This window comes from Microbacterium sp. 22179, assembly GCF_052045715.1.
GTDB classification, from domain to species: Bacteria; Actinomycetota; Actinomycetes; order Actinomycetales; family Microbacteriaceae; genus Microbacterium; species Microbacterium galbinum.
The window spans coordinates 555,419-578,210 of the sequence record NZ_JBQEPJ010000001.1 but is presented as its reverse complement, the minus strand read 5'-3'; the positions used below and the strand labels follow the sequence as shown (position 1 = coordinate 578,210).

The window sequence follows — 22,792 nt, the reverse complement described above, 5'->3', positions numbered from 1 at the left end:
GCGGGTCAGCGGCGCCGCTGGCAGCGCGGGCAGTAGTGCGAGGAGCGATTCATGAAGCTCTCCCGCACGATGGGCTTTCCGCAGCGCGGGCAGGGTTTGCCGCCGCGCCCGTAGGCGTTCAACGAGTGGGCGAAGTACCCCGCCTGGCCGTTGACGTTGACGTACTGCGCATCGAAACTCGTACCGCCCTCGGCGAGGGCCTTGGCGAGCACGGAGCGGACCTCGCCGAGAAGCCGACGCACGGCCTGCGTCGACAGTCGGTCGGCCGGGGTCTCGGGGTGGATACGAGCGGCCCACAGCGCCTCGTCGGCGTAGATGTTGCCGATGCCGCTGACGACCGTCTGGTCGAGGAGAACCCGTTTGATCGCGCTGCCGCGTTTAGCCAGGGCCGCGCGGAAGATCACGTCGTCGAAGAACGGATCGATCGGGTCGCGGGCGATGTGCAGCACCTGCGACGGCACGGCGCTCGAGCCGTCGGCGACGAGAGCGTCGACGGCGAGTGATCCGAACGTGCGCTGGTCGGCGAACACGACGGCGAGCTCGCCGTGCGTCGGATGCTCGATGTGCAGTCGGATGCGCTCGTGACGCTCGGCCGAAGCATCCGGCGCGCGCAACAGCATCTGCCCGCTCATCCCGAGATGCGCGATCAGGGCGGAATCGTCGGACTCGAGCGGGAGCCAGAGGAACTTGCCACGCCGCGAGGCCGTGACGACACGGCGCCCTTCGAGGCGACGCACGAAATCCGCGGCGCCGGCCGGATGCCGGGTGAGGGCACGCTCATCGAACACGCTGACACCCGTGATGATCGCGCCGGTCATGGCGGGAGCGAGCCCCGCTCGGACGACCTCGACCTCGGGAAGCTCAGGCACGTTCGCTGAGGAAGCGCCAGGCGCTGAGCGCCGCAGCCATCTCGGCCGTCTTCTTGCTGCTGCCCAGGCCGTTCATCCGGACATCGCCGACGACGACCGTCGCCGTGAAACGCCGATCGTGATCCGGACCGCTGGCGACCACGCCGTAGACCGGCGGGGTCGCGCCGATACGTGCGGCCAGCTCTTGCAGGCTGGTCTTCGGGTCCATCGCCGCGCCGTAGCGCTCGGGGTCGTCGAGCAGCGGCCGGGTGAGTCGCAGAACGAGCTCGGTCGCTGCATCTGGACCCGCCGAAAGGTAGGTCGCGCCGATGACGGCTTCCATGGTGTCGGCGAGGATCGAGTCCTTGTCGCGTCCACCGGTCTGCTCTTCGCCGCGTCCCAGGAGAAGGTGGCTGCCGAGATCGATTCCTCGTGCCACCTCGGCCAGCGCCACGGTCGACACGACGCTCGCTCGGCGCTTCGCCAGCTGCCCCTCATCGAGTTCGGGGTGCGTCGTGAACAGCATCACGGTCACCGCCTGCCCGAGCACCGAGTCCCCGAGGAACTCGAGACGCTCGTTGTGCGGGATGCCGCCGTGCTCGTAGGCGTAGGAACGATGAGTGAGCGCCAACTCCAGAAGCTCCGCGTCGATATCGACGCGGAGCTTGGCTGGGAGAGGTCGCTTCCCCTCAGGGACCTCCGTCACGATGACTCGCGACTCAGACGTCAGCGACCTTGCGGCCCTTGTACTCGAGGAACAGCTCGGTGCCCTGCGAGTCGGTGACGACCTTCGCCTGGTGCGGACGGCTGTAGACGACCTTGCCGTTCTCGATCGTCTTCACGAGGGCGACGGGCGCCGCCTTCCACTGCGCGCGGCGCGAGCGGGTGTTCGAACGGGAAACCTTGCGCTTCGGGGGGTTACCAGCCATGACTAGCTCTCTTCTTTCTCGGCGGCGCGGCTCTGTGCCGTTCCGTCTTGGTCTGTGATCTGCTGGAGCGCACTCCATCGAGGATCGATGGGAGCGGCCTGCTCCGTCCCGGTGCTCGCGGTCAGCCTTTCGCCCGTTTCCGGGTCGAGACCCAGGCAATCCGGCTGACACACCGGCTGAAATGGAAGCGCCAAAACGGTCGCATCCCTGACGAGAGTTTCAAGATCCACGTGGTCGTCTTGAACCTCGAAGTCAGTTTCTTCCTCACCAGGATACGCGAAAAGCTCCTGGAACTCGACTTCGACGGGCCGAGCGATGTCGATGAGGCATCGACCGCACACGCCGACGTACTCCGCGTCGGCCGCTCCGGAGACGAGAATCCCCTCGTGCACGGACTCCAGTCGCACGTCGAGGTCGAGGTTCGAGCCCTTCTCGAACGAGACGATCCCCTCGCCCCACTGCTCGGGAAGCGTCACCGTGAAGGTATGCTCGCGCATCTCCCCCGGCCGCCGGACGATGTCGCGGACGGGCAGGATGAAGGGGCCGTTCAGTCGGGATCGCACCCGACAATGCTACCGGCCCTCACCGGCGCGGGGCTGGATGAACGCTCGGGCTCAGATCCCCCGGGCGCCCGTGTCGAGGAACTCGGCCACCACCGGCGGGACGAACGGGGAGATGTCGCCCCCGAGCGAGGCCACCTGACGCACGAGTGAGCTCGACACCAGCGCGTGCGCGGGATCGGGCAGGAGGAACACGGTCTCGATGTCGGCGAGGTGGCGGTTCACGATCGCCATCGGCGACTCGTAGGCCACGTCGATCTGCGATCGGATGCCCTTGACGAGGACTCCCGCATTCACGTCGCGCGCATAGTCGACGAGCAGCCCCATGCTCCACGAGCCGATGATGATGTTGCCGGGCATCCCGTCGTCGGCGATCGATCGCTCCAGCAAGGACATGCGCTGAGCGATCGGGAGCATCGCCTCCTTGCCGGGGTTGTGCACGACGAGCACGTGGAGCTCGTCGAACAGGGTCGCGGCCCGCCGGATCACGTCGAGGTGTCCGAGCGTGGGCGGATCGAAGGAACCGGGGACGACGGCGATCCTGCTGCTCATGCCCACCAGCCTAGGGCACCTCTTCGATGCACTCCCCGTGCGGCGACATCGAGCTCAGTTCTTCGCGAGCGCGGCTCTGTCTTCGTCAGTCACTCGCCGGAGGATCGCGTCGCGCAGACCGGCGTGTCGCGCGAGATCGGGGTCAGCCGCGAGGATCTCCTCACCCAGCTCGCGAGCACGCACGATGAGGCCCGCGTCCTTCACGACCCGGAGGAGTTTGAGCGAGGAGCGCACGCCCGCCTGGGCGGCACCGAGCACGTCGCCTTCGCCGCGCAGCTCGAGATCGACCTCGGCCAGCGCGAAGCCATCGAGCGTAGCCGCGACGGCATCGACGCGCTCTCGGGCGACGGAGCCGGACTCGGCCTCCGTGACCAGCAGGCAGAGCCCCGGGACGCCACCGCGACCGACGCGTCCACGCAGTTGGTGGAGTTGGGACACGCCGAAGCGATCGGCGTCGAGCACGATCATGGTCGACGCGTTCGGAACGTCGACGCCGACCTCGATCACGGTCGTCGCGAGCAGGAGATCGATCTCGCCGCGCGCGAACGCCTGCATGACCGCATCCTTCTCGTCGGACGGCATCCGTCCGTGCAGGACCGCACGTCGCAACCCGCCGAGTGTGGGATGGGTCGCGAGCGCCTCATCGAGCTGCACGACGCCCCAGCGCGGGCCGTTCCCGCCTTCCGAAGCGATCGTCGGCTGCTCCCCCGCCTCGCCGGTCTTCTTGGTCGTGTCGATGGCCGCGCACACCGCGAAGACCTGACGCCCCTGGGCGATCTCCTCGGCCGCGCGTTCCCAGACACGGTTGAACCACCCGGGATGCTCGGCGAGCGGAGCGACGAAGGACTCGATGCCCGCGCGCCCCGCCGGCATCGTCCGGATGACGGAGGTGTCGAGGTCGCCGAAGACCGTCATGGCCACCGTGCGCGGGATTGGGGTCGCGGTGAGCACGAGTGCATGCGGACTCGAGCCCTTCGCGCGCAGCGCCTCGCGCTGCTCGACGCCGAAGCGGTGCTGTTCATCGACGACCACGAGACCGAGGTCGGCGAACGTGGTCTTCTCGCCGAGGAGTGCGTGGGTGCCGACCACGATCAATGCCTGGCCGGAGGCGACGCGCAGGGCGGCCTTGCGTCGCTCGGCAGCCGGCATCTGGCCGGTGAGGAGAGTCGGCATCACGAGCGGAGCCAGCTCGCGACCGAGCATTTTGGTGATCGAGCGCAGATGCTGCCCCGCGAGCACCTCGGTCGGCGCGATGAGCGCCGCCTGTCCCCCGCTCTCGGCCACCTGGAGCATCGCCCTCAGCGCGACGAGCGTCTTTCCCGAACCGACCTCGCCCTGCACCAGCCGGTTCATCGGCCACGCGCCGATCAGGTCTTCGGCGATCTGCGCACCGACCGTCTGCTGGTCGGGCGTGAGCGTGTAGGGCAACGCGGCATCGAAGCGCTCGAGCAGCCCTCCCGGCGACGCGGCGCGGGGGGTCGCGGAGAGCGCGCGCACCGCATCACGCTGCTGGAGCAGAGCGGTCTGCAGAGTCAATGCCTCGTGCATGCGCAGAGTGCGCACCGCAGGATCGATGTCGTTCTTGGTGCGGGGCCGATGGATGAGCTCGATGGCCTCGCGCGCGGTGAGGAGCTCCTCTCGGGATCGCACGGATTCCGGGAGCGGATCGGGCACGTCGACGAGCGCATCGATCACCCGACCGACGAATCTCGCGATCTGCCAGGTCTGTACCGTCGACGTCGCCGGGTAGATCGGGATCGGCACCGAAGCGCGGGCATCCGCACTGCGTCGAGCGGAATCCTCGTCATCGAACAACTCGTACTCGGGATGCGCGAACTGCGTCACGCCGTTGAACTCCCCGACCTTGCCGGAGAACACGCCTCGCCGGCCCACCGCGAGATCGTTCGAGCGCCACTCCGCCTGACCGATGTTCTTCGCGAAGAACGTCAGCGACATCCGACCGATCCCGTCGCCGATCACGACGTCCACCATCGCCCCGTTGCGATTGCGCATGCGACGGAAGCTCGACGAGAGCACCTCGGCCACGATCGTCACCGTTTCACCGAGCGGGAGCTCGCGGATCGGAGTCAGCTCGCCCGGATCGGCGTAGCGGCGCGGATAGTGCGAGAGAAGATCGCCCACCGTGCGCATCGAGAACGCCCGATCCAGCGTCTTCGCGGTCGTCGTACCCAACGCGTCCTCGAGCGACGAATCCAGGGTGAGCGACATGCATCGAGTCTAGGGAACGCCACCGACACCCGCGTCACTCCGCCTGTCGTATCGTGAACGGGTGACGAGGATCATCGCCGGTACGGCCGGAGGAACGCGCCTGGAGGTGCCGGACGCCGGCACCCGCCCCACGAGCGATCGGGTGCGGGAGTCGCTCTTCGGAGCGCTCGAGTCGTTCGGCGCCATCGATGACGCCCGGGTGCTCGATCTGTACGCCGGCTCCGGCGCCCTCGGGCTGGAGTCGCTCAGCCGCGGCGCTCGCAGCGCCGATCTGGTCGAACGGGGGCGCGCCGCCGCAGCGATCGTGCGCAAGAACTCCGCGGCCGTCGCGCGCGCCGGCGGAGTCGCGGCGGCCCGCGTGCACGAGAGCGCCGTGCATCCGTTCCTCGTGCGTGCGCAGGGCCCGTTCGACCTGGTGTTCACCGACCCGCCGTACGACCTCGATGACGAGGCGATGACCGCGGATCTCGTCGCCCTCGCGCCATTGCTCTCCCCCGACGCACTGGTCGTGGTCGAGCGTGCGCGCCGATCGACACCCCCGGATCTCGACGCCGCGGGGCTCGAGCTCGTGCGCGAGAAGACCTACGGCGACACCACCGTGTGGTGGGGGCAGCCGCTCGACGGCGCGGATCGCGATCAGCCCGCGGCGGAGTCCCAGTCGCGATAGGGGTCCCACCCCCGGATATCGACGGGTTCGCCATCGCACAGCACACCGTCACCGGATCGCTCGACCACGCGTCCGATCACGCGGAAGCCCGGAGCGAGCATCCCCTCGGGGAAGGTGGCCAGAAGGGCGTGGTCCTCACCTCCGGCCAGGGCGCGACGCGCATCCGACCCGAGCGCGTGCCCGTCGAGTGCGAGGGTGACACCGGAGGCATCCGCCAAGCGACCGGCGTCGAGCGCGAGCCCGTCGGACACATCCATCATCGCGGTCGCACCCGTCACGGCGGCCATCGGTCCGAGGCCGATCGGCGGTGACGGTCGCAGCTGGGCGGCGACCGCGGCCGCCTCACCGTCGCCGAGCCTCGACGGATCGACGGGGACAGGCGTCTCACCGTCGCGGAAACGACCGAACAGCACCGCCAGCCCGCGGGCCGCGAGGCCCAGCTCACCGGCGATGGCGACGGATTCCCCGGGCCGCGCGCCCGAGCGGGTGATGGCCGAGCGCCCCTCGAGGTCGCCGAGGGCGGTGACCGCGACGGTCAGCACATCCGAGACCGTCAGATCGCCGCCGACCACCGCGCACCCCGGCGCGAGCGCCTCGCACGCGTCGCGGAAGCCGTCGGCCAGCCGCTCGACGAACGACAGCCGCAGATCGCGAGGGACGGCGAGGGCGACCAGCAGGGCCGTCGGACGGGCTCCCATCGCGGCGACATCGGCGAGGTTGACCGCGGCGGCCTTCCACCCGAGGTCGTAGCCGGAGGTCCAGGCGAGACGGAAGTCGGGACCGTGCACGAGGGTGTCGGTCGTCGCGACCACCGAACCCGATGGGGCGGAGATCACCGCCGCGTCGTCTCCGGGACCGAGGATCGTGTGCGATCCGGGTGGCGTGCGCGACAGGATCGCGCGCAGGATGCTTCCCTCCGAGAGCTCGCCGAGCAGGGGGTCGTGGTTCTCGGGTCGGGAGGGCATGAACTCAAAGGTAGCCTGGAAGCATGCCCCTCTTCCGTCGCCTCGCTGCTGCCGTCGCGGTCGCCGGAGCCGTTGCGATCGCCCTCGCCGGATGCTCCACGACGATCCACCTCGAGCCCGCGGATGACGCGAACAACCCGGCCTGCGCGAACGTATCGGTGCTGCTGCCCGAGAACGTCGCCGGCTTCGACCGGGTGTGGACGGATGCCCAGGCCACCGGAGCATGGGGTGATCCGACGATCGTGCTCCGCTGCGGCGTCGCCCCGCCCGCGCCGTCGGATCTCGTCTGCACCACTATCGGCAGCGTGGACTGGCTCGTGCTCGACCAGGAGGAGGAGCGTCAACGCCTGGTCACCTACGGGCGCGACCCCGCCGTCGAGGTCATCATCCGACGCGGCGCCGAGATCGACTTCCGCACGGTCGTCGAGAAGCTCTCCGCCAGCATCCAGCCCGGGCTCGAGCGGGCGACCGCGAAATGCACCGACCGCGTGGAGTCCCCCGCCGGCTGAGCGCGGTCTCCTAGACTCGCGGCATGAACCCTCAGCCCGCGAATCGAACTCCCGTCATCGCCGCCGTCCTGGTGGGCGTCGGCGCTCTCCTCAGCTCCCTCGCCGGCTACCTCTTCGTGCTCGGCGGAGTGCCGAACGTCCCGCGGGTCTGGATCCTGCCCGACCCGATCGGGTGGGGCTTCGGCCGCGGAGGCTCCCCGCTGCCGATCCTGGGCATGCTCCTGGCGCTCGTCGTGCTGAGCGGCCTGACCTGGCTCTTCGTGAGAATGATCGTCCGCGGAGCTCTTCCCGGGCGCGGGGCCGCCGTCTTCTTCGGCACCTGGGGCGCCGTGATGATCGCGTCCGCAGCCGCCGGTCTCGTCCGTGCGCCACTGACGCTCGCGTACCTCCAGATCGACCCCACGCAGATCGAGATCTACCAGGTGCAGTTCTTCACGATCAGCACCGCGGGAGTCACCTGGGCACTCGTCTGGGGGTGGGTCACCGCTCTCGTGGCCGCGATCGTCCACCGCGTTGCAGCCGGCCCGGCGGCGCCGAGCGGTGCATACGGCGCCGGGCATCCCGCACCTGCGTACCCGCCCCAGCAGGCGTATCCGCAGCAGCAGTACCCGCCGCAGCAGGCGTATCCGCAGCAGCAGTACGCGGGCCCGCACCCCGGCCAGCCTCAGCCTCCGACAGCGGGCTGAGGCACCTCGCGTCGCCGATCAGCGACGCAGGCCCGCCTCGATGAGCTCCGAGATCAGGTCGCCGTAGCTGAGACCGGAGGCCACCCAGCACTTCGGGAACATCGAGATCGGGGTGAACCCCGGCATCGTGTTGAGCTCGTTGACGACGAGGTCACCCTCCGGAGTGAGGAACATGTCGACGCGCGCCAGCCCGCGACCGTCGACGGCCTCGAACGCGCTCACGCCCGCGCTCTGGATCGCCGCGATCTCGGCATCCGTGAGCACGGCCGGGCACACGACGTCGACGCCGTCTCCCCCGAGGTACTTGCCCTCGAAGTCGTAGAAACCGCGCGAGGTCAGCACGATCTCGCCGGGCAGCGATGCGCGCACGCCGTCGGCGCCCTCGAGCACCGCCACCTCGATCTCACGTCCGCTGACGCCGGTCTCGATCAGCACCTTGTCGTCTTCGGCGAACGCGATCGCGAGCGCCGCGTCGAGTTCGTCCAGCGCCTCCACCTTCGACACGCCGACGCTCGAGCCCGCACGCGCGGGCTTGACGAACAGCGGGAGGCCCAGTTCGGCAGCCTGTGCGCGCACCTGCGCGGCGTCCTGGTCCCACGCACGGCGCCGAACCGTGACCCAGGGCGCCACGACGATGCCGGCTGCCTGCAGCGCGATCTTCATGAAGTGCTTGTCCATGCACAGCGCCGAGTCGAGCACACCGCCACCGGCGTACGGCACCTCGAGGGTGTCGAAGTACCCCTGGATCGTGCCGTCCTCTCCGTGCGGGCCGTGGAGGATCGGGAGCACCACGTCGATCTCGCCGAGACCGTCGATCGTTCCGTCGACACGGACGACGCGCAGCGTGCGGTCGCCCCCGGGTTCGGGCCACAGCACGCGGGTGCCGTTGTCGACCACCTCAGGGAGGTGCGCGGCATCGAGCGGGAACTTGGCCGGGTCGTCGTCCTCGAGAACGAAGGCGCCCTCGCGAGTGATCCCGACAGGGATCACGTCGTAGCGACCGCGATCAATCGCGCCCAGCACTCCGCCCGCCGTTGCGGAACTGATCGAATGCTCGCTGGAGCGCCCTCCGAACAGCACCACCACCGTCTGCTTGTCCATGGTTGGTCCTCTCCCCCTGCGGGGTGTCGTCGTCCGTCGTCAGGTGGGGTGCGATGTCGCGCGGGCTCATCTTGCCGTCGAGCACCATCTTCACCTGTTCGACGATGGGCATGTGCACCTCGGACTCGCGTGCCAACTGCAGGATCGGCGCGACGGACGCGAGTCCCTCGGCGGTCTGCTGCATCTGCTTGACGACGTCCTGGAAGCTGTACCCCTGGCCGAGCAGACGCCCGGCCGTGTTGTTGCGGCTCAACGGCGACTGGCAGGTCGCGATCAGATCGCCCAGTCCCGCCAGCCCCTGGAGCGTCTCCGGGTGCGCACCGTTGGCGACCGCGAAGTCGGTCATCTCGACCAGTCCGCGGGTGATGATCGACGCTTTCGTGTTCTCGCCGTAGCCGACGCCGTCGACGATCCCGATCGCGACGGCGATGAGGTTCTTGAGCACTCCGCCGAACTCGGTGCCGATCACATCGGTGTTCACGAAGGTGCGGAAGTAATCGTTGCGCGCGGCGCGGGCGACCGTCTCGGCCGTCTCCTGGCTGCGCGACGAGATGACGGCGGCCGTCGGCTGCTCCCGAGCGATCTCGAGCGCGAGGTTGGGTCCCGAAGCGACGGCCACCCGGTCGGGATCGCAGCGGAGCTCCTGCTGGATGACCTGGCTCATGCGCAGTCCGGTGCCGCGCTCGACGCCCTTCATGAGGCTGACGATCTTGGCTTCCGATCCGGCGAGCAGCGGCCGCAACGCCTTCAGGTTCTCGCGCAGAGATTGGCTGGGCACGGACAGGTAGACCTGATCGACGCCCTCGAGCGCGGTCGCGAGCTCATGCGTCGCGGCCATCGACCGCGGAAGGTTGATGCCGGGGAGGTATCGCGAGTTGCGCTTGGCCTCGTTGATCTCCTGCGCCAGCTCGGCTCTGCGTGCCCACATGGTGACCTGGGCGCCGCCGTCGGCGAGGATCTTGCCGAAGGTCGTGCCCCAGCTGCCGGCGCCGATCACGGCGACGCGCGGCCCCTGGTGCGTCGTTCGCTTAGGAGTCAAGGCGCCCCGTCTCCTTCTGACCGTGCGTCGACGGGTTCCACCGCTCGGCGGGGGCCTTCTCGTCGCGCAGTTCTTCGAGCAGAACGGTGATCGCGTTCATCAACCGCGTGGTGGCCTCGTTCAGGGCGGCCTGGTCGCCGCCACGTCCCTGGAGGTCGGAGACGTCGACGGGGTCGCCGACGATCACGTCCACGGGCTTCCGGAGCGGCCAGAGGCTCAGCCCCTTCTGGTACCGGCCCATGATCTCCTGGGTGCCCCACTGGGCCATCGGGATCAGCGGGATGCCGTCGGTCAGGGCCAGGCGGACCGCGCCGGACTTACCGCGCATGGGCCACAGGTCGGGATCGCGGGTGAGGGTGCCCTCGGGGTAGACGATGACCCCGCGACCGTTCTCGACGATCTCCTTCGACTGCAGCATCGTCTGCTTGGCCGCCGTGGCCGACGACGCACGTGCCACGGGGATCATCCCCGTCCTGCGCAGGATCCATCCGAGAACCGGCACACGGAAGAGGCTCTCCTTCGCCATGAACCTCGGCGCGCGGCCGATCCGCCACACGGCGACCGCCACGATCAGCGGATCGAACTCCGAATAGTGGTTCGGCGCGAGCACGTACGCCCCGTCGCGCGGGAGCTTCTCCGGGTTCCTCACCCGGATCTTCGCGATCAACGAGACGAGCGGGAGGACGATCACTGCGACCGGCCAGAAGATGCTGGGCCGCGTCGTCTCCGGCGACCTGTTGCGCATCGGCGTCACCGGAGGACGTCGAAGTCGGCGCCGAGCGCGTCGAGCTTCGCGAGGAACTTCTCGTAGCCGCGGCTGAGGATGTCGACACCCGAGACCTTGGACTCGCCGGAAGCGGTGAGCGCCGCGATCACGTGGCTGTACCCGCCCCGGAGGTCGGGCACGACGATGTCAGCGCCGTGCAGCGGGGTCGGCCCCGTGATGACGGCGGCCTGCTCGAGGTCGCGGCGCGGCACGCGGCGCGGTCCGGCCTGCAGCCCGCGCGGGTGGACGACGATGTCGGCGCCCATCTTCACGAGCGCCTCGGTGAAGCCCATGCGGTTCTCGTACACCGTCTCGTGCACGACCGACCGGCCGTTGGCCTGGGTGAGGGCGACCACGAGGGGCTGCTGCCAGTCGGTCATGAAGCCGGGGTGGACGTCGGTCTCGACGACCACGGGGCGCAGCTCCCCTTCACGACGGAAGAGGATGCCGTCCTCCTGGATGTCGAACCATCCGCCCGCCTTGCGGAAGACGTTGAGGAAGGTCAGCATCTCCTGCTGCTTCGCGCCGCCGACGAAGATCTCGCCGTCGGTCGCCAGAGCGGCGGAGGCCCAGGAAGCCGCCTCGTTGCGGTCGAAGATCGACCGGTGGTCGTAGCCGCGGAGCTTCTCGACGCCCTCGATGACGATGACCCGGTTGGGCTCGTACGAGATGATCGCGCCCATCTTCTGGAGCACGGCGATGAGATCCATGATCTCGGGCTCGATCGCCGCGTTGCGCAGCTCCGTCACGCCCTCCGCCCGCACGGCCGTCAGCAGGACCTGCTCGGTCGCGCCGACGCTCGGGTACGGGAGGTGGATGTTCGCGCCGTGCAGGCGACCGTTGGGGGTCGACAGACGGATGCCGCTGGGGAGCTTCTCGACGACGGCGCCGAACTTGCGGAGCGCGTCGAGGTGGAAGTCGATGGGGCGGTCGCCGATGCGGCACCCGCCGAGGTCGGGGATGAAGGCCTGACCGAGACGGTGCAGGAGCGGGCCGCAGAAGAGGATCGGGATGCGCGATGCACCGGCGTGTGCGTCGATCTCCTCGAAGTGGGCCGACTCGACGTCGCTCGGGTCGAAGACGAGCGCACCGGGCTCGTCGCCCTCGGACACGCGCACGCCGTGCACCTCGAGGAGGGAGCGGACGACCGCGACGTCGCTGATCGCGGGCACGTCGCGGAGGGTGCTGACGGTCTCACCGAGGAGGGAGGCGACCATCGCCTTGGTGGCGAGGTTCTTCGCCCCCTTGACGTCGACGCGGCCGCGCAGCGGGCGTCCGCCTCGAATCGCGAGGACGTCTCCGGTGAGTGCGGGGACTCCGTCCGGAAGAGCGTCGCGCACGGGTGTCGTCATTCGGAGCCTCACTTCAGTTCACTGTGTTCGGGGCGGGTGCCCCTCAGCCACCCGCCTCCACCGCGTTACTGAACGGGAAGGGTCCGGGGCCGCCACGACTCGCGACGGGCCTCGAACTGCGCGATCTTGTCTTCGTTGCGCAGCGTGAGCCCGATGTCATCGAGCCCTTCGAGGAGCCGCCATCTAGTGTAATCGTCGATACCGATCTCGGCCTGGATGTCGCCGATCGACGCGGTGCGCGCCTCGAGGTCGACGGTCATCCGAACCCCGGGATTCCGCTCGATCTCGGCCCAGAAACGCTCGAGATCCTCTTCGGAGATCGTTGCGGCGAGCAAGCCCTGCTTGCCCGAGTTACCGCGGAAGATGTCGGCGAAGCGCGGGCTGAGCACGACTTTGAAGCCGAAGTCGCGCAGCGCCCAGACGGCGTGCTCACGGCTCGAGCCTGTGCCGAAATCGGGACCGGCCAGCAGCACGGAGGCGCCCTGATACGACGGCTGGTTGAGGACGAACTCGGGGTCCTGACGCCAGCCGTGGAACAGCGCGTCCTCGAAGCCGGTCTTGGTGACCCGCTTGAGGAAGACGGCGGGGATGATCTGGTCGGTGTCGACGTTCGACCGCTTCAGAGGAGCGGCGATGCCGGTGTGGGTGGTGAACTTCTCCATGATCAGATCTCCAGATCGCTCGGGCTCGACAAGGTTCCGCGGATGGCCGTGGCCGCCGCGACGAGGGGTGACACGAGGTGCGTGCGCCCACCCTTGCCCTGCCTGCCTTCGAAGTTGCGGTTCGAGGTCGATGCGCAGCGCTCCCCCGGTGCCAGCTGGTCGGGGTTCATGCCCAGGCACATCGAGCACCCGGCGAAACGCCACTCGGCGCCGAAGTCCTTGATGATCCGATCGAGGCCCTCGGCCTCGGCCTCGAGACGCACCCGCGCCGAGCCCGGCACCACCATCACGCGCACCCCGTCTGCCTTCTTCTTGCCCTCGATGATCGATGCGAAGGCGCGCAGGTCCTCGATGCGGCTGTTCGTGCACGACCCCATGAAGACGGCATCCACCGGCACCTCCTTGAGAGGCGTCCCCGGCGTGAGGTCCATGTACTCGAGTGCACGTTCCGCCGCGGCGCGCTCGTTCGGATCGGTGATCGCGGCGGGATCCGGCACCGCCGCCGAGAGCGAACTTCCCTGCCCGGGGTTGGTGCCCCAGGTCACGAACGGCTCGAGGTCGTCGGCGTCGATGAACACCTCGGCGTCGAAGGCGGCCCCGTCGTCGGAGGGCAACGTGCGCCAGTAGGCGACGGCATCCTCCCAGTCCTGGCCCTTCGGCGCGTGCGGACGCCCCTCGAGGTAGTCGAAGGTCGTCTGGTCGGGCGCGACCATTCCGGCGCGGGCACCTGCCTCGATCGACATGTTGCAGATCGTCATGCGCCCCTCCATCGAGAGGGCGCGGATCGCGCTGCCGCGGTATTCGAGCACGTAGCCCTGGCCACCGCCGGTGCCGATCTTCGCGATCACGGCGAGGATGATGTCCTTGGCGGTGACGCCGGGTCGCAGCGTTCCCTCGACGTTGATCGCCATCGTCTTGAACGGCTTCAGGGGCAGCGTCTGGGTCGCCATGACGTGCTCGACCTCGCTCGTACCGATACCGAAGGCCATGGCACCGAAGGCACCGTGGGTCGAGGTGTGCGAGTCGCCGCAGACGACAGTGATGCCCGGCATGGTGAGTCCGAGTTGCGGGCCGACCACGTGGACGATCCCCTGCTCGGCGTCTCCCAGGGAGTGCAGACGGACTCCGAACTCGGCGGCGTTGCGGCGCAGCGTCTCGATCTGCGTGCGGCTGGTGAGATCGGCGATCGGCTTGTCGATCTCCCACGTCGGAGTGTTGTGGTCCTCCGTGGCGATCGTGAGGTCGAGGCGGCGCAGCGGTCGCCCTTCCGAGCGCAGGCCGTCGAAGGCCTGCGGACTGGTGACCTCGTGCACGAGGTGCAGGTCGATGTAGATGAGATCCGGCTCACCGTTCTCGCCCTTGACGACGAGGTGGTCGTCCCAGACCTTCTCGGCCAGGGTTCTCGGGCGTGAGGAATCGACGTCGACTGCGGGGGTGTTCATGGCTCTTCTCCTGAAGCTGGCGGTTCGGCCCACGATGGACTCCGCGACGAGGAGGGGCTCAGAACGAGGTCTCGTCGCGGCCGCTAAGAAGGAGCACGATCCGCATGACGTCAGGTTACCACCGCTTCGGCGCCCGATGACGCGCCGTGACACTCTACTGTTCACCCGAATCATCGAGAGGCATCGCATGACCGCCGACCACGCCCGCTTCGCGACTCGCGCCGTGCACGCCGCGAGGACGCGAGACTCCGCCGCTGCGCGCGCGACGCCGATCTACCTGACCGCCGGCTTCGAGTTCGACGACTTCGATCACGCCGCCGATCACTTCGGCACCGGCGCCGGCTTCGGCTACACCCGCACGGGCAATCCGACCGTTCGGGCCGTGGAGCGGCAGATCGCGGCGCTCGAGTCCGGGGCGGACGCCCTGCTCGTCGCGAGCGGTCAGGCGGCGGTCGTGACCGCCCTTCTGACGGTCGCGGGCGCCGGCGACCACATCGTCTCGTCGACGCACATCTACGAGGGAAGTCGCGGCCTCTTTCTCGACAATCTCTCCCGCTTGGGGATCGAGACGACGTTCGTCGACGACATTGCCGATCCGGATGCCTGGCGCGCCGCCATCCGTCCGAACACCCGGGCTCTGTTCGCCGAGTCGATCGCCAACGCCCGCAACGACATCCTCGACATCGCCGTGGTGAGCGCGGTCGCCGACGAGTCGGCGATCCCCTTGATCGTGGACAACACGCTCGCGACGCCATTCCTCGTGCGTCCGCTCGAGCACGGAGCGGCGATCGTGGTGCACTCCGCCTCGAAGTTCCTGGCCGGGCACGGCTCGGTGCTCGGCGGTGTGATCGTCGACGACGGCCGCTTCGACCCGGCGGTCGCCGGACACAATGCTCCGCATCTCGTTCTCCCGGGCCGCAACGGCGAGCCGAGTGTCGCCGCACGGCACGGTGGGAACGCGCGGATCGCGTACGCCCGGGAGAGCGTGGCTCCTCGATTCGGCGCCTCACCCTCCCCGCTCAACGCCTTCCTCATCGGTCAGGGCGTCGAGACGCTCGGACTGCGGGTCGAACGGCAGTCGCGCAACGCCCAAGCGGTCGCCGAGTGGCTGTCGCAGCATCCCGACGTCGAGCGGGTGGACTACGCCGGTCTCCCCACCCACCCCGATCACGCGACCGCGGCGCGCTACCTCCAGGGCGGGTTCGGCTCCATCTTCACCGTCACCCTCCGCGGAGGCCTCCCCGCCGCACGCGACTTCGTCGAGAGCGTCGGCGTCTTCATCCATATGACGCACATCGGCGACGTCCGCTCCCTGGTGCTGCATCCGGGCACGACCAGCCACTCCCACCGCACCGAGGACGAGCGTCTCGCCCTCGGCGTGCACCCGGGTACGCTGCGCCTCTCGATCGGCATCGAGGACATCGACGACCTCATCGCCGATCTGTCGCGCGTGCTCGAGACCGTTCGGGAGGTCGTCGCATGAGCCGCCCGCAGCACTTCGGCTGGTTCCTCGCGCGCGGCTTCGGACCGCAGGGCTGGGGCTACCCGTCGCTCGATTGGGACTACGACTGGACACGACCCGAGATCTACCAGGAAGCGGCGCGCACGCTCGAGCAGGCCGGATTCGATCTGGTGATCATCGAGGACGGCCCCTCGCTCGGATCGCCCTCGACGATCGATCTGCGGGTGCGCCACGCCTTCGGCGGGCCCAAGCACGACCCTCTGCTGCTCGCCCCCTACCTGTTCCAGGCGACGAAGCATCTCGGCGTGGTGCCCACGGTGAATCCCGCGGCGTCCCTGCCCTTCACGTCGGCCCGCCAGTTCGCCACGCTCCAGCATCTGAGCGGACATCGCCTCGGTCTCAACGTCGTCACCGACACCGGGAGCGCCCGTCACTTCTCCGGCGCGGCCCAGCTCGGGCATGACGAGGCCTACGACCGCGCGGAGGAATGGCTCGACGGCATCCGCGCGCTCTGGCGCAGCTGGGACGACGGAGCCCTCGTGCTCGATCGTGACAGCGACGTCTACGCCGACGGCTCGAAGCTGCGCCCGGTACAGCACCGCGGCGAGTACTACGCCTTCGACGGGCCGCTCAACGCGATCCCCTTCACCGACGGCGAACCGGCGATCGTGTCGCCGGGCGGGTCGGGCCGCGGCCTCGGCTTCGCGGGCGCGAACTCCGACGTGCAGCTCGCGCTCGCGCCGCTGAACGAGACGTCGGTGCGCGCATATCGGAAGAAGATCCACGATGCGGCGATCGAACGCGGACGCCGCCCGGAGGACATCAAGATCCTGTTCGCCATCCAGCCCGTCATCGTCTCGTCGCCCGAGGAGGCAGACCGGATCGTCGCCGCCTCGGCCCATCCCGACGACGCCGCCCTCGAGCAGATCGCACGCAAGCAGTCGAGCGATCTCGAGACCGATCTCACCGGACTCGACCTCGATCGCCCGCTCGATCTGTCGATCTTCGGCGCACACGTGTCACGCGGAAGCATCCAGCGGCTGATCGGCGACCGCGGCGAGGGAGCCCCCCTGCGCGCGCACCTCACCGCCCTCGTCCGCGCCGGACGCATCAGCGATCGGAGCGGCTTCGTGGGTACGGCGGAGGAGTTCGCCGACCTGATCGAGGAGCTCGGCGAGTGGGGCAACGACGGCGTACTGCTCTGGGGCGATTTCCACCCGGTGACCCTGCACCGCACGCTCGACGAGCTGGTGCCAGTCCTCCGTCGTCGCGGCATCCTGCGTCGTGAGTACGCGGACGGCGGGCTGCAGGCGAACCTACGGGCGTTCTGATCGTCGGCGGGTGGGAACTACCAGCCCATCGAGCCCGGGATCCCCTTGAACGGACCCACCACGGCCGACGTGACCCAGCCGCCGTAGAAACCACCGGGCTGCGGGACGACGATCTCTCCGCCGACCGTGCACTCGTCCATGGGCCCGGCGTACACGGCGACGCGGTCCTCGAGCGCTTCGAAACCCCGCGTCGGATCAGGGTAGTTCCATGCGGCGCCCGCGCGCACGACACCTCCGCCGTGGACATCGAGATAGCGCGCTGCACCCTTGAATTCGCAGAACGACGAACCGGCCGCCTCGGTGAGCGCCCCCGGTGCGAAGTCGGCGATCGGGAGGTAGTAGACCGGCGGGTGGCTCGTCTCGAGCACTCTCATCGCCCGGTGGGTGTCCGCGATCAGTTCGCCACCGAGCCGGATCGTCACGCGTTCCGCCACCGCTTCCACTCGAGGCGGTCGCGGGTAGTCCCACACCGATTCCTGACCGGGCGCGGGAGTGACGGGGAGCGGTCTGCGCATCTCTTCACTGTACGACGCTGGCCTGCGTGCGGCGCGGGGTGTTGACTGATCCCATGAACCCGATGCCGATGTTCCCCCTCGGTTCGGTGCTGTTCCCGTACACCCCGCTCCCGCTCCGCGTGTTCGAGACCCGATACCTCACCATGATCGGGCGGCTCCTCGACGAAGAGGATCCGGAGTTCGGCGTCGTGCTGATCGAGCGCGGCGCCGAGGCGGGCGGTGGCGACCAGCGCAGTCGCGTCGGAACCCTGGCGCGGCTCGTCAGCGTGTCCGCCGACACCGAGGTGCTGCATGCGCTCGCCGTCGGCACGGAACGGTTCCTGGTCGAGCAGTGGCTCGACGACGACCCGCATCCTCGGGCCGCTCTGACCCCGCTCCCCACTCTGGAGTGGCACGACGGATTGACTCCCCTGCTCGCCGAGGGCGAGTCGATCGTGCGGCGCGTGCTCGCCCGCGCACCCGAGGCGCGCTGGGATCCGAACACCGAACTCTCCGACGATCCCCTCGCCGCGTCCTGGCAGCTCGCCGCGATCGCCCCGCTCGGCGAGTACGACCGCTATTCGCTTCTGCAGTCGGAATCGGTCGGGGCACTGCTCCGTCAGACGATCGACGCCACCCTCGACGCGGAGATCCTCTGGTCGACGGAGTGATCCGCGCCCGAGTCGCGTCCCTCCGGGATCACTCCGCGGGCGGTGCCACCTTCTGCGCCCGCTTCTCCCGCGAAGCCGCGATCAGGCTCGCGATGGTCGCCACGGTCATCGAGACCAGGATGACTCCGAGCGAGACCATGTTGTCGATGTCGGGCACCCATTCCACGTGCTCACCGCCGTTGATGAACGGCAGCTCGTTGACGTGCAGGGCGTGCAGGATCAGCTTGATGCCGATGAACCCGAGGATCACCGCGATGCCGTAATGGAGGTAACGCAGGCGGTCGAGCAGGTCACCGAGCAGGAAGTAGAGCTGACGCAGGCCCATGAGCGCGAAGATGTTCGCCGAGAACACGAGGAACCCGTTCGTCGTGATCTCGAAGATCGCGGGGATCGAATCGATCGCGAAGATCAGGTCGGTCACGCCGATCGTGATGAACACGATGATCATCGGAGTCCACATGCGCTTGCCGTCGACGGTCGTGCGGATCTTGGATCCGTCGTACGTCTCACTGATGTCGATCCGGCGGCGCAGCAGGCGCACGATGAAGTTCTCGCGCTGCACCTCGCCGTCGTGGTCGCCCTCGGGCATCGCCTGGCGGATCGCCGTCCACACGAGGAAGGCGCCGAAGATGTAGAAGATCGGGGAGAAGTTCTCGATGATCGTGACGCCGACGAGGATGAAGGCACCGCGCAGGAGCAGCGCGATGATGATGCCCACCATGAGGACCTGCTGCTGCAGACGCCGCGGCACGGCGAACTGGGCCATGATCAGCACGAAGACGAAGAGGTTGTCGACCGAGAGGCTGTACTCCAGCGCCCACCCGGTGATGAAGTCGCCGGCGTTCTGCCACCCGCCGACGTTACCCAGGAGGAGGGCGAACAGCAGGGCGAGTCCCACGTAGAAGACGACCCACAGGGTCGACTCCTTCGTGGAGGGGATGTGCGGCCGGAGCCGGATGAGCAGGAGATCGCCGATGAGGATGACCGTGAGGACGATCATCGAGGTGATCTCGAACCAGAGAGGGATTTCCACGGGGAACGACAGCTTTCGCGAAGGGTCTAGAAGGATCGAGAGTCTCTCCCCCGCACACGGTGCGTCGCGCGCCCGGAGCAGCGGCCTTGGTGCTCGTGATGACGTTACGCGCGGATCCGGGATACTCCCCCTCGCAGACGCAATGCTATCGGAGCGCCGACGATATCGGCGCGCGGAGGATTCTGAGACGATGGGGCATCCCTCGACACTCTCCGGGTGAGAGACACCGAACGGAATCAGGATGCCTACGCAGACGAGTGATCAGAGATGGGCGGCGCAGGCCGCGTCGGGTGACGAGAGCGCCTTCCGCGAGCTGTACCGCGCACATGTGCGACCCGTGTACTGGATCGCCTACGGCATCCTCGCCTCCCCCGCGGATGCCGAGGACATCGCCCAGGAGACCTTCCTGGTCGCCTGGCGCAAGCTCCCCGCACTCGACCTCCAGGGCGAGTCGATCCTGCCGTGGCTCGCGACGATCTGCCGCTTCCAGGCGGCGAATCGTCTGCGGCAACGGCGGCGGGATCAGGCGCACACCTCCGACGCGCTCGATGACTCCCTCCCGGACACGGTGAACGTCGAGGAGCAGGTCATCACGGCGGCGCTCGCGGCTCGGATCGCCGATGAGGTGGGAAACCTCAGCGAGATCGATCGCGAGATCTTCCGCCTCTGCGCCACCGAGGGGTACGCCTATCAGGCGGCCGCGGAGGAGCTGGGTGTGAGTCACGCCGTCGTTCGGAACCGTCTCTCCCGAGTGCGCACCCAGTTGCGGGGCGCCGTCCAGGAAGTGAGAGACGCATGAACGACCAGACCACCCCGGAAGAGCTGCCCGAGCTGTCGGATGAGGCGGTCACGCGCATCGAGAACGCCGTGTTCGCCCAGATCGCCGCGGAGCGCGCTCCCGGCCCGGCCCCGCAGGTGGCTCCTGCGCGTGCCGGAGCGCGCCGCCGTCGCTGGCTGACCGGTGTCGGCGTCGCCGCGGCCTTCGCGGTCGGCGTGCTGGTGACGCCCCCGATCCTCGGTGTCGTCGGTTCCGGCGGCGCCTCGAGCACGGCCGATGGCTTCAGCTCCCCCGCCGTCGATGCGCCCGTCCCGGGTGTCGCCATGCCCGAGCAGGGTGTCTCCGGCGATCGCAGTGCGAGCCTCGACAGCGCCGCCGAATCGAGTTCGCTCGCGAGCGGAGAAGTCGACACGGCCGATCGCGAGATCATCGCGAACGCGAACGCCACGCTCGAGGTGGAGGACATCGCGGATGCCGCGGACGCCATCAGCGCGCTGGCCGAGGAGCGCGGCGGGTACGTCGAGAGCACCGAAGTCGGCAAGGCCCTGGCTGTCGACGGCACGTCGGAGCCGGCTCCAGCGGATTCGGGGTACGGGTGGATCAGCATCCGCGTACCGTCCGCCGACCTGGCGGCGGTCATCGCCGAGCTCGACGAATCCGGGGAGGTGCTGTCGTCGTCGATCTCCCGCCAGGACGTCACCGACGTCGCCGTGGATCTCCGGGCGCGTGTCGACGCGACGAAGGCCTCGGTCCAGCGGCTCACCGAACTCATGGCGCAGACGGGATCCGTCTCGGAGCTCATCGAGGCCGAGGTCGCGCTGACCGACCGCCAGGCGCAGCTCGAGTCCTACGAGCAGCAGCTCGCCGCGCTCGACGACCAGGTCGCGATGTCCAGCCTCCAGGTGCAGCTGACCCGGACCGCCACGACGACGACCGCCGATCCCGCGGGGTTCGGTGACGGGCTGTGGGCAGGATGGAACGGGCTCATCGTCTCGCTCAACGCTCTCGTGATCGCCGTCGGCTTCCTCCTCCCCTGGGCCGCGATCGCCGGCGTGGTGGTGCTCGCGATCTGGCTCATCCGTCGGGCCCGCCGGATGCGACGAGACGCTGCGACGGCTGCGGCATCCGACGTCGAGGCCTGACCGACGCTCGAACCCGAAGGGGCGCCCGCATACTCTGCGGGTGCCCCTTCGGCGCTTTCTGCACAGGTGACGGCACGGGCACCTGGGCGATGGCCTCGCGGCGCTAGAGTCTTCGGCATGACCCGCGCCGCCGCCGACACGACGACCCGCACCGTCCCCGCCGGACGAGACCTCACGCTCGACCTCGCACGCGTGGCGTGCGTGCTCCTCGTGGTCTTCGTGCACATCCTGTTCACCGGCGTCGGCCGAGGCTCGGACGGATCTCTGGTGATCGAGAAGACCGTCGAGCTGCAGTCCTGGTTCGTCGCCGGCACGTGGATCGTCAACATCATGCCGCTGTTCTTCGTCGTCGGCGGATACGCGGCGCGCGCGGGATGGCGCTCCGCGACCGCCCGAGGAGAGACGGCCGACGGTTTCGTGCGCGTGCGGCTCGCCCGGCTCGCCCGCCCGGCACTCCCGGTCTTCGTGTTCTTCACGGTCGCCCTGGGCGTCACACGGCTGATCGACCTCGATCCCGCTTTCGTGGACTCGATCGCGATCGGCGTCGGCTCACCGCTATGGTTCCTCGCCGCGTATCTGATCGCTCAGGCGTGCGCGCCGTTCATGATGCGCCTGCACGAGCGGTTCGGCGCGCGCGTACTCGTCGTGCTGCTGCTCGCCGGCTTCGCGGTCGACGCCTTCCGCTTCTTGGTTCTCGGCGAGCTGCTGGGCATCGATCGCGTGCCGCCGACGGGGTACGGCTTCGGCCAGGAGATCTTCGGCATCCCGAACATCGTCTTCATCTGGCTGTTCGCGCAGCAGGTGGGCTTCTTCCTGTACGACGGCTGGTTCGCGCGGCACAGTCGGTGGCAGCTCGCGGCGATCTTCGTGGCCGGCTACGGCGCGCTCTGGGCGCTCGTCGTGATCGCGGGATATCCCGCGAGCATGCTCACGAACCAGTGGCCTCCGACCGCGCCGATGGCGCTGCTGGCGATCGTGCAGGCTGCGGGGCTGACGCTCCTGCGCCAGCCGCTGACGGCTCTCATGCGCACGCGACCGGCGCAGGGGGCGGTCTTCCTGATCGGTTCCCGCCTGATGACGATCTACCTCTGGCACTTCCCGGTGATCCTCGTGCTCATCGGGATCGAGTTGCTGCTGCCCCTGCCGATGCCCACCCCCGGGAGCGCCGCATGGTGGTGGACGCGTCCGGTGTTCTTCGCGATCGTCCTCGGCACCGTGTGGCTGGCATCGCTGTGGCTCGTTCGCTTCGAGAAGGCTCCGCGGCAGACACCCGCGCGCTTCCCCTCCCCGGCAGCGACGACCGTCGCGGTGCTCGTGTTCGTCGCCCCGGTGATCGGCATCACGATGTACGGACTCGACTTCCCGCTCGCCGCGGCAGCCCTGGTGACGACGACGGTCGCGCTGTGGCTGACCGGCGCGAAGCGCACGACCTGAGCACAGACGTCGACGCACGAAGAAGGCCCCCGGAGAACCGGGGGCCTTCTCTTGTTGTGTGACCCCAGCGGGATTCGAACCCGCGTTACCGCCGTGAGAGGGCGGCGTACTAGGCCGCTATACGATGGGGCCGTCTGCGT

General features: G+C 68.8%; 24 protein-coding genes and 1 tRNA gene. 9 read left to right on the top strand and 16 right to left on the bottom strand.

Annotated elements, in window-relative coordinates; translation table 11 throughout:
- Positions 1 to 5: 5 nt before the first annotated feature.
- The 6 genes from mutM to ACTJKK_RS02740 form a co-directional block, all read right to left on the bottom strand.
- Positions 6 to 869, bottom strand: a complete 864-nt coding sequence (mutM, locus tag ACTJKK_RS02765) for a bifunctional DNA-formamidopyrimidine glycosylase/DNA-(apurinic or apyrimidinic site) lyase (protein WP_440746922.1) — start codon at positions 867 to 869, stop codon at positions 6 to 8.
- Positions 862 to 1,554, bottom strand: a complete 693-nt coding sequence (rnc, locus tag ACTJKK_RS02760; RefSeq protein WP_282185349.1) for a ribonuclease III — start codon at positions 1,552 to 1,554, stop codon at positions 862 to 864. The genes mutM and rnc overlap by 8 nt, the downstream gene beginning before the upstream one ends.
- Before the next feature lie 13 nt (positions 1,555 to 1,567).
- A complete protein-coding gene (rpmF, locus tag ACTJKK_RS02755; protein ID WP_247622624.1) occupies positions 1,568 to 1,777 on the bottom strand; it encodes a 50S ribosomal protein L32 in 210 nt (69 codons plus the stop codon).
- A gap of 2 nt (positions 1,778 to 1,779) precedes the next feature.
- Entirely contained in the window at positions 1,780 to 2,328 is a 549-nt protein-coding gene (locus ACTJKK_RS02750) for a YceD family protein (protein WP_247624698.1), read from the bottom strand.
- 63 nt (positions 2,329 to 2,391) lie between these two features.
- Positions 2,392 to 2,889 (bottom strand): pantetheine-phosphate adenylyltransferase, encoded by a 498-nt coding sequence (coaD, locus tag ACTJKK_RS02745; protein ID WP_247622625.1) that lies wholly within the window; start codon positions 2,887 to 2,889, stop codon positions 2,392 to 2,394.
- 54 nt (positions 2,890 to 2,943) lie between these two features.
- On the bottom strand, positions 2,944 to 5,118 hold the full coding sequence (locus ACTJKK_RS02740) for an ATP-dependent DNA helicase RecG (RefSeq protein ID WP_440746921.1): 2,175 nt from the start codon (positions 5,116 to 5,118) through the stop codon (positions 2,944 to 2,946).
- A 61-nt stretch (positions 5,119 to 5,179) separates the two neighbouring features.
- On the opposite strand from ACTJKK_RS02740, the gene rsmD reads away from it, so the two are divergent.
- Complete coding sequence (gene rsmD, locus ACTJKK_RS02735) at positions 5,180 to 5,785, top strand: 16S rRNA (guanine(966)-N(2))-methyltransferase RsmD (RefSeq protein ID WP_247622627.1); 606 nt, start codon at positions 5,180 to 5,182, stop codon at positions 5,783 to 5,785.
- Here the strand turns inward: rsmD and thiL are convergent.
- A complete protein-coding gene (gene thiL / locus ACTJKK_RS02730; RefSeq protein ID WP_440746920.1) occupies positions 5,755 to 6,750 on the bottom strand; it encodes a thiamine-phosphate kinase in 996 nt (331 codons plus the stop codon). The genes rsmD and thiL overlap by 31 nt on opposite strands.
- 23 nt (positions 6,751 to 6,773) lie before the next feature.
- Between thiL and ACTJKK_RS02725 the strand changes: the two genes are divergently transcribed.
- Both ACTJKK_RS02725 and ACTJKK_RS02720 read left to right on the top strand, forming a co-directional pair.
- Entirely contained in the window at positions 6,774 to 7,259 is a 486-nt protein-coding gene (locus tag ACTJKK_RS02725; protein WP_247956066.1) for a DUF3515 family protein, read from the top strand.
- A 23-nt stretch (positions 7,260 to 7,282) separates the two neighbouring features.
- Positions 7,283 to 7,945 (top strand): hypothetical protein, encoded by a 663-nt coding sequence (locus tag ACTJKK_RS02720; protein WP_440746919.1) that lies wholly within the window; start codon positions 7,283 to 7,285, stop codon positions 7,943 to 7,945.
- 18 nt (positions 7,946 to 7,963) lie between these two features.
- On the opposite strand, the gene ACTJKK_RS02715 is transcribed toward ACTJKK_RS02720, so the two are convergent.
- From ACTJKK_RS02715 to leuC, 6 genes are all read right to left on the bottom strand, one after another.
- Positions 7,964 to 9,046 carry a D-alanine--D-alanine ligase family protein gene (locus ACTJKK_RS02715; RefSeq protein ID WP_440746918.1) on the bottom strand — a complete coding sequence of 361 codons (1,083 nt, stop codon included), beginning with the start codon at positions 9,044 to 9,046 and terminating at the stop codon, positions 7,964 to 7,966.
- Positions 8,952 to 10,085 carry an NAD(P)H-dependent glycerol-3-phosphate dehydrogenase gene (locus ACTJKK_RS02710; protein WP_440746917.1) on the bottom strand — a complete coding sequence of 378 codons (1,134 nt, stop codon included), beginning with the start codon at positions 10,083 to 10,085 and terminating at the stop codon, positions 8,952 to 8,954. The genes ACTJKK_RS02715 and ACTJKK_RS02710 overlap by 95 nt, the downstream gene beginning before the upstream one ends.
- Positions 10,075 to 10,830 carry a lysophospholipid acyltransferase family protein gene (locus ACTJKK_RS02705; RefSeq protein ID WP_440746916.1) on the bottom strand — a complete coding sequence of 252 codons (756 nt, stop codon included), beginning with the start codon at positions 10,828 to 10,830 and terminating at the stop codon, positions 10,075 to 10,077. Before ACTJKK_RS02705 ends, ACTJKK_RS02710 begins: the two co-directional genes overlap by 11 nt.
- 5 nt (positions 10,831 to 10,835) lie before the next feature.
- Positions 10,836 to 12,203 carry a UDP-N-acetylglucosamine 1-carboxyvinyltransferase gene (gene murA / locus ACTJKK_RS02700; RefSeq protein ID WP_247622634.1) on the bottom strand — a complete coding sequence of 456 codons (1,368 nt, stop codon included), beginning with the start codon at positions 12,201 to 12,203 and terminating at the stop codon, positions 10,836 to 10,838.
- Between the two features lie 65 nt (positions 12,204 to 12,268).
- A complete protein-coding gene (gene leuD / locus ACTJKK_RS02695) occupies positions 12,269 to 12,865 on the bottom strand; it encodes a 3-isopropylmalate dehydratase small subunit (protein ID WP_247622635.1) in 597 nt (198 codons plus the stop codon).
- Positions 12,866 to 12,867: 2 nt separating this feature from the next.
- Positions 12,868 to 14,307 carry a 3-isopropylmalate dehydratase large subunit gene (gene leuC / locus ACTJKK_RS02690; RefSeq protein ID WP_440746915.1) on the bottom strand — a complete coding sequence of 480 codons (1,440 nt, stop codon included), beginning with the start codon at positions 14,305 to 14,307 and terminating at the stop codon, positions 12,868 to 12,870.
- A gap of 187 nt (positions 14,308 to 14,494) precedes the next feature.
- Here leuC and ACTJKK_RS02685 point away from each other — a divergent pair, with 187 nt between their 5' ends.
- A complete protein-coding gene (locus ACTJKK_RS02685; protein WP_440746914.1) occupies positions 14,495 to 15,790 on the top strand; it encodes an O-acetylhomoserine aminocarboxypropyltransferase/cysteine synthase family protein in 1,296 nt (431 codons plus the stop codon).
- The gene (locus ACTJKK_RS02680; protein WP_440746913.1) at positions 15,787 to 17,100 is read left to right on the top strand and encodes an LLM class flavin-dependent oxidoreductase; all 1,314 of its coding nucleotides are present in this window, start codon (positions 15,787 to 15,789) and stop codon (positions 17,098 to 17,100) included. The genes ACTJKK_RS02685 and ACTJKK_RS02680 overlap by 4 nt, the downstream gene beginning before the upstream one ends.
- Positions 17,101 to 17,117: 17 nt before the next feature.
- On the opposite strand, the gene ACTJKK_RS02675 is transcribed toward ACTJKK_RS02680, so the two are convergent.
- On the bottom strand, positions 17,118 to 17,615 hold the full coding sequence (locus ACTJKK_RS02675) for a DUF427 domain-containing protein (RefSeq protein WP_440746912.1): 498 nt from the start codon (positions 17,613 to 17,615) through the stop codon (positions 17,118 to 17,120).
- Between the two features lie 53 nt (positions 17,616 to 17,668).
- On the opposite strand from ACTJKK_RS02675, the gene ACTJKK_RS02670 reads away from it, so the two are divergent.
- Complete coding sequence (locus ACTJKK_RS02670; protein WP_440746911.1) at positions 17,669 to 18,265, top strand: LON peptidase substrate-binding domain-containing protein; 597 nt, start codon at positions 17,669 to 17,671, stop codon at positions 18,263 to 18,265.
- 28 nt (positions 18,266 to 18,293) lie between these two features.
- Here ACTJKK_RS02670 and ACTJKK_RS02665 read toward each other — a convergent pair whose 3' ends face one another.
- Positions 18,294 to 19,298, bottom strand: a complete 1,005-nt coding sequence (locus tag ACTJKK_RS02665; protein WP_247622641.1) for a TerC/Alx family metal homeostasis membrane protein — start codon at positions 19,296 to 19,298, stop codon at positions 18,294 to 18,296.
- Positions 19,299 to 19,539: 241 nt separating this feature from the next.
- On the opposite strand from ACTJKK_RS02665, the gene ACTJKK_RS02660 reads away from it, so the two are divergent.
- The 3 genes from ACTJKK_RS02660 (at position 19,540) to ACTJKK_RS02650 (ending at position 22,652) form a co-directional block, all read left to right on the top strand.
- Positions 19,540 to 20,097, top strand: coding sequence for an RNA polymerase sigma factor (locus tag ACTJKK_RS02660; RefSeq protein ID WP_247622642.1), 558 nt, complete (start codon positions 19,540 to 19,542; stop codon positions 20,095 to 20,097).
- The gene (locus tag ACTJKK_RS02655) at positions 20,094 to 21,218 is read left to right on the top strand and encodes a DUF4349 domain-containing protein (protein ID WP_440746910.1); all 1,125 of its coding nucleotides are present in this window, start codon (positions 20,094 to 20,096) and stop codon (positions 21,216 to 21,218) included. Before ACTJKK_RS02660 ends, ACTJKK_RS02655 begins: the two co-directional genes overlap by 4 nt.
- A gap of 117 nt (positions 21,219 to 21,335) precedes the next feature.
- The gene (locus ACTJKK_RS02650) at positions 21,336 to 22,652 is read left to right on the top strand and encodes an acyltransferase family protein (protein WP_440746909.1); all 1,317 of its coding nucleotides are present in this window, start codon (positions 21,336 to 21,338) and stop codon (positions 22,650 to 22,652) included.
- Positions 22,653 to 22,711: 59 nt separating this feature from the next.
- On the opposite strand, the gene ACTJKK_RS02645 is transcribed toward ACTJKK_RS02650, so the two are convergent.
- Positions 22,712 to 22,784 (bottom strand) — tRNA-Glu (locus ACTJKK_RS02645).
- Between the last annotated feature and the right edge of the window lie 8 nt (positions 22,785 to 22,792).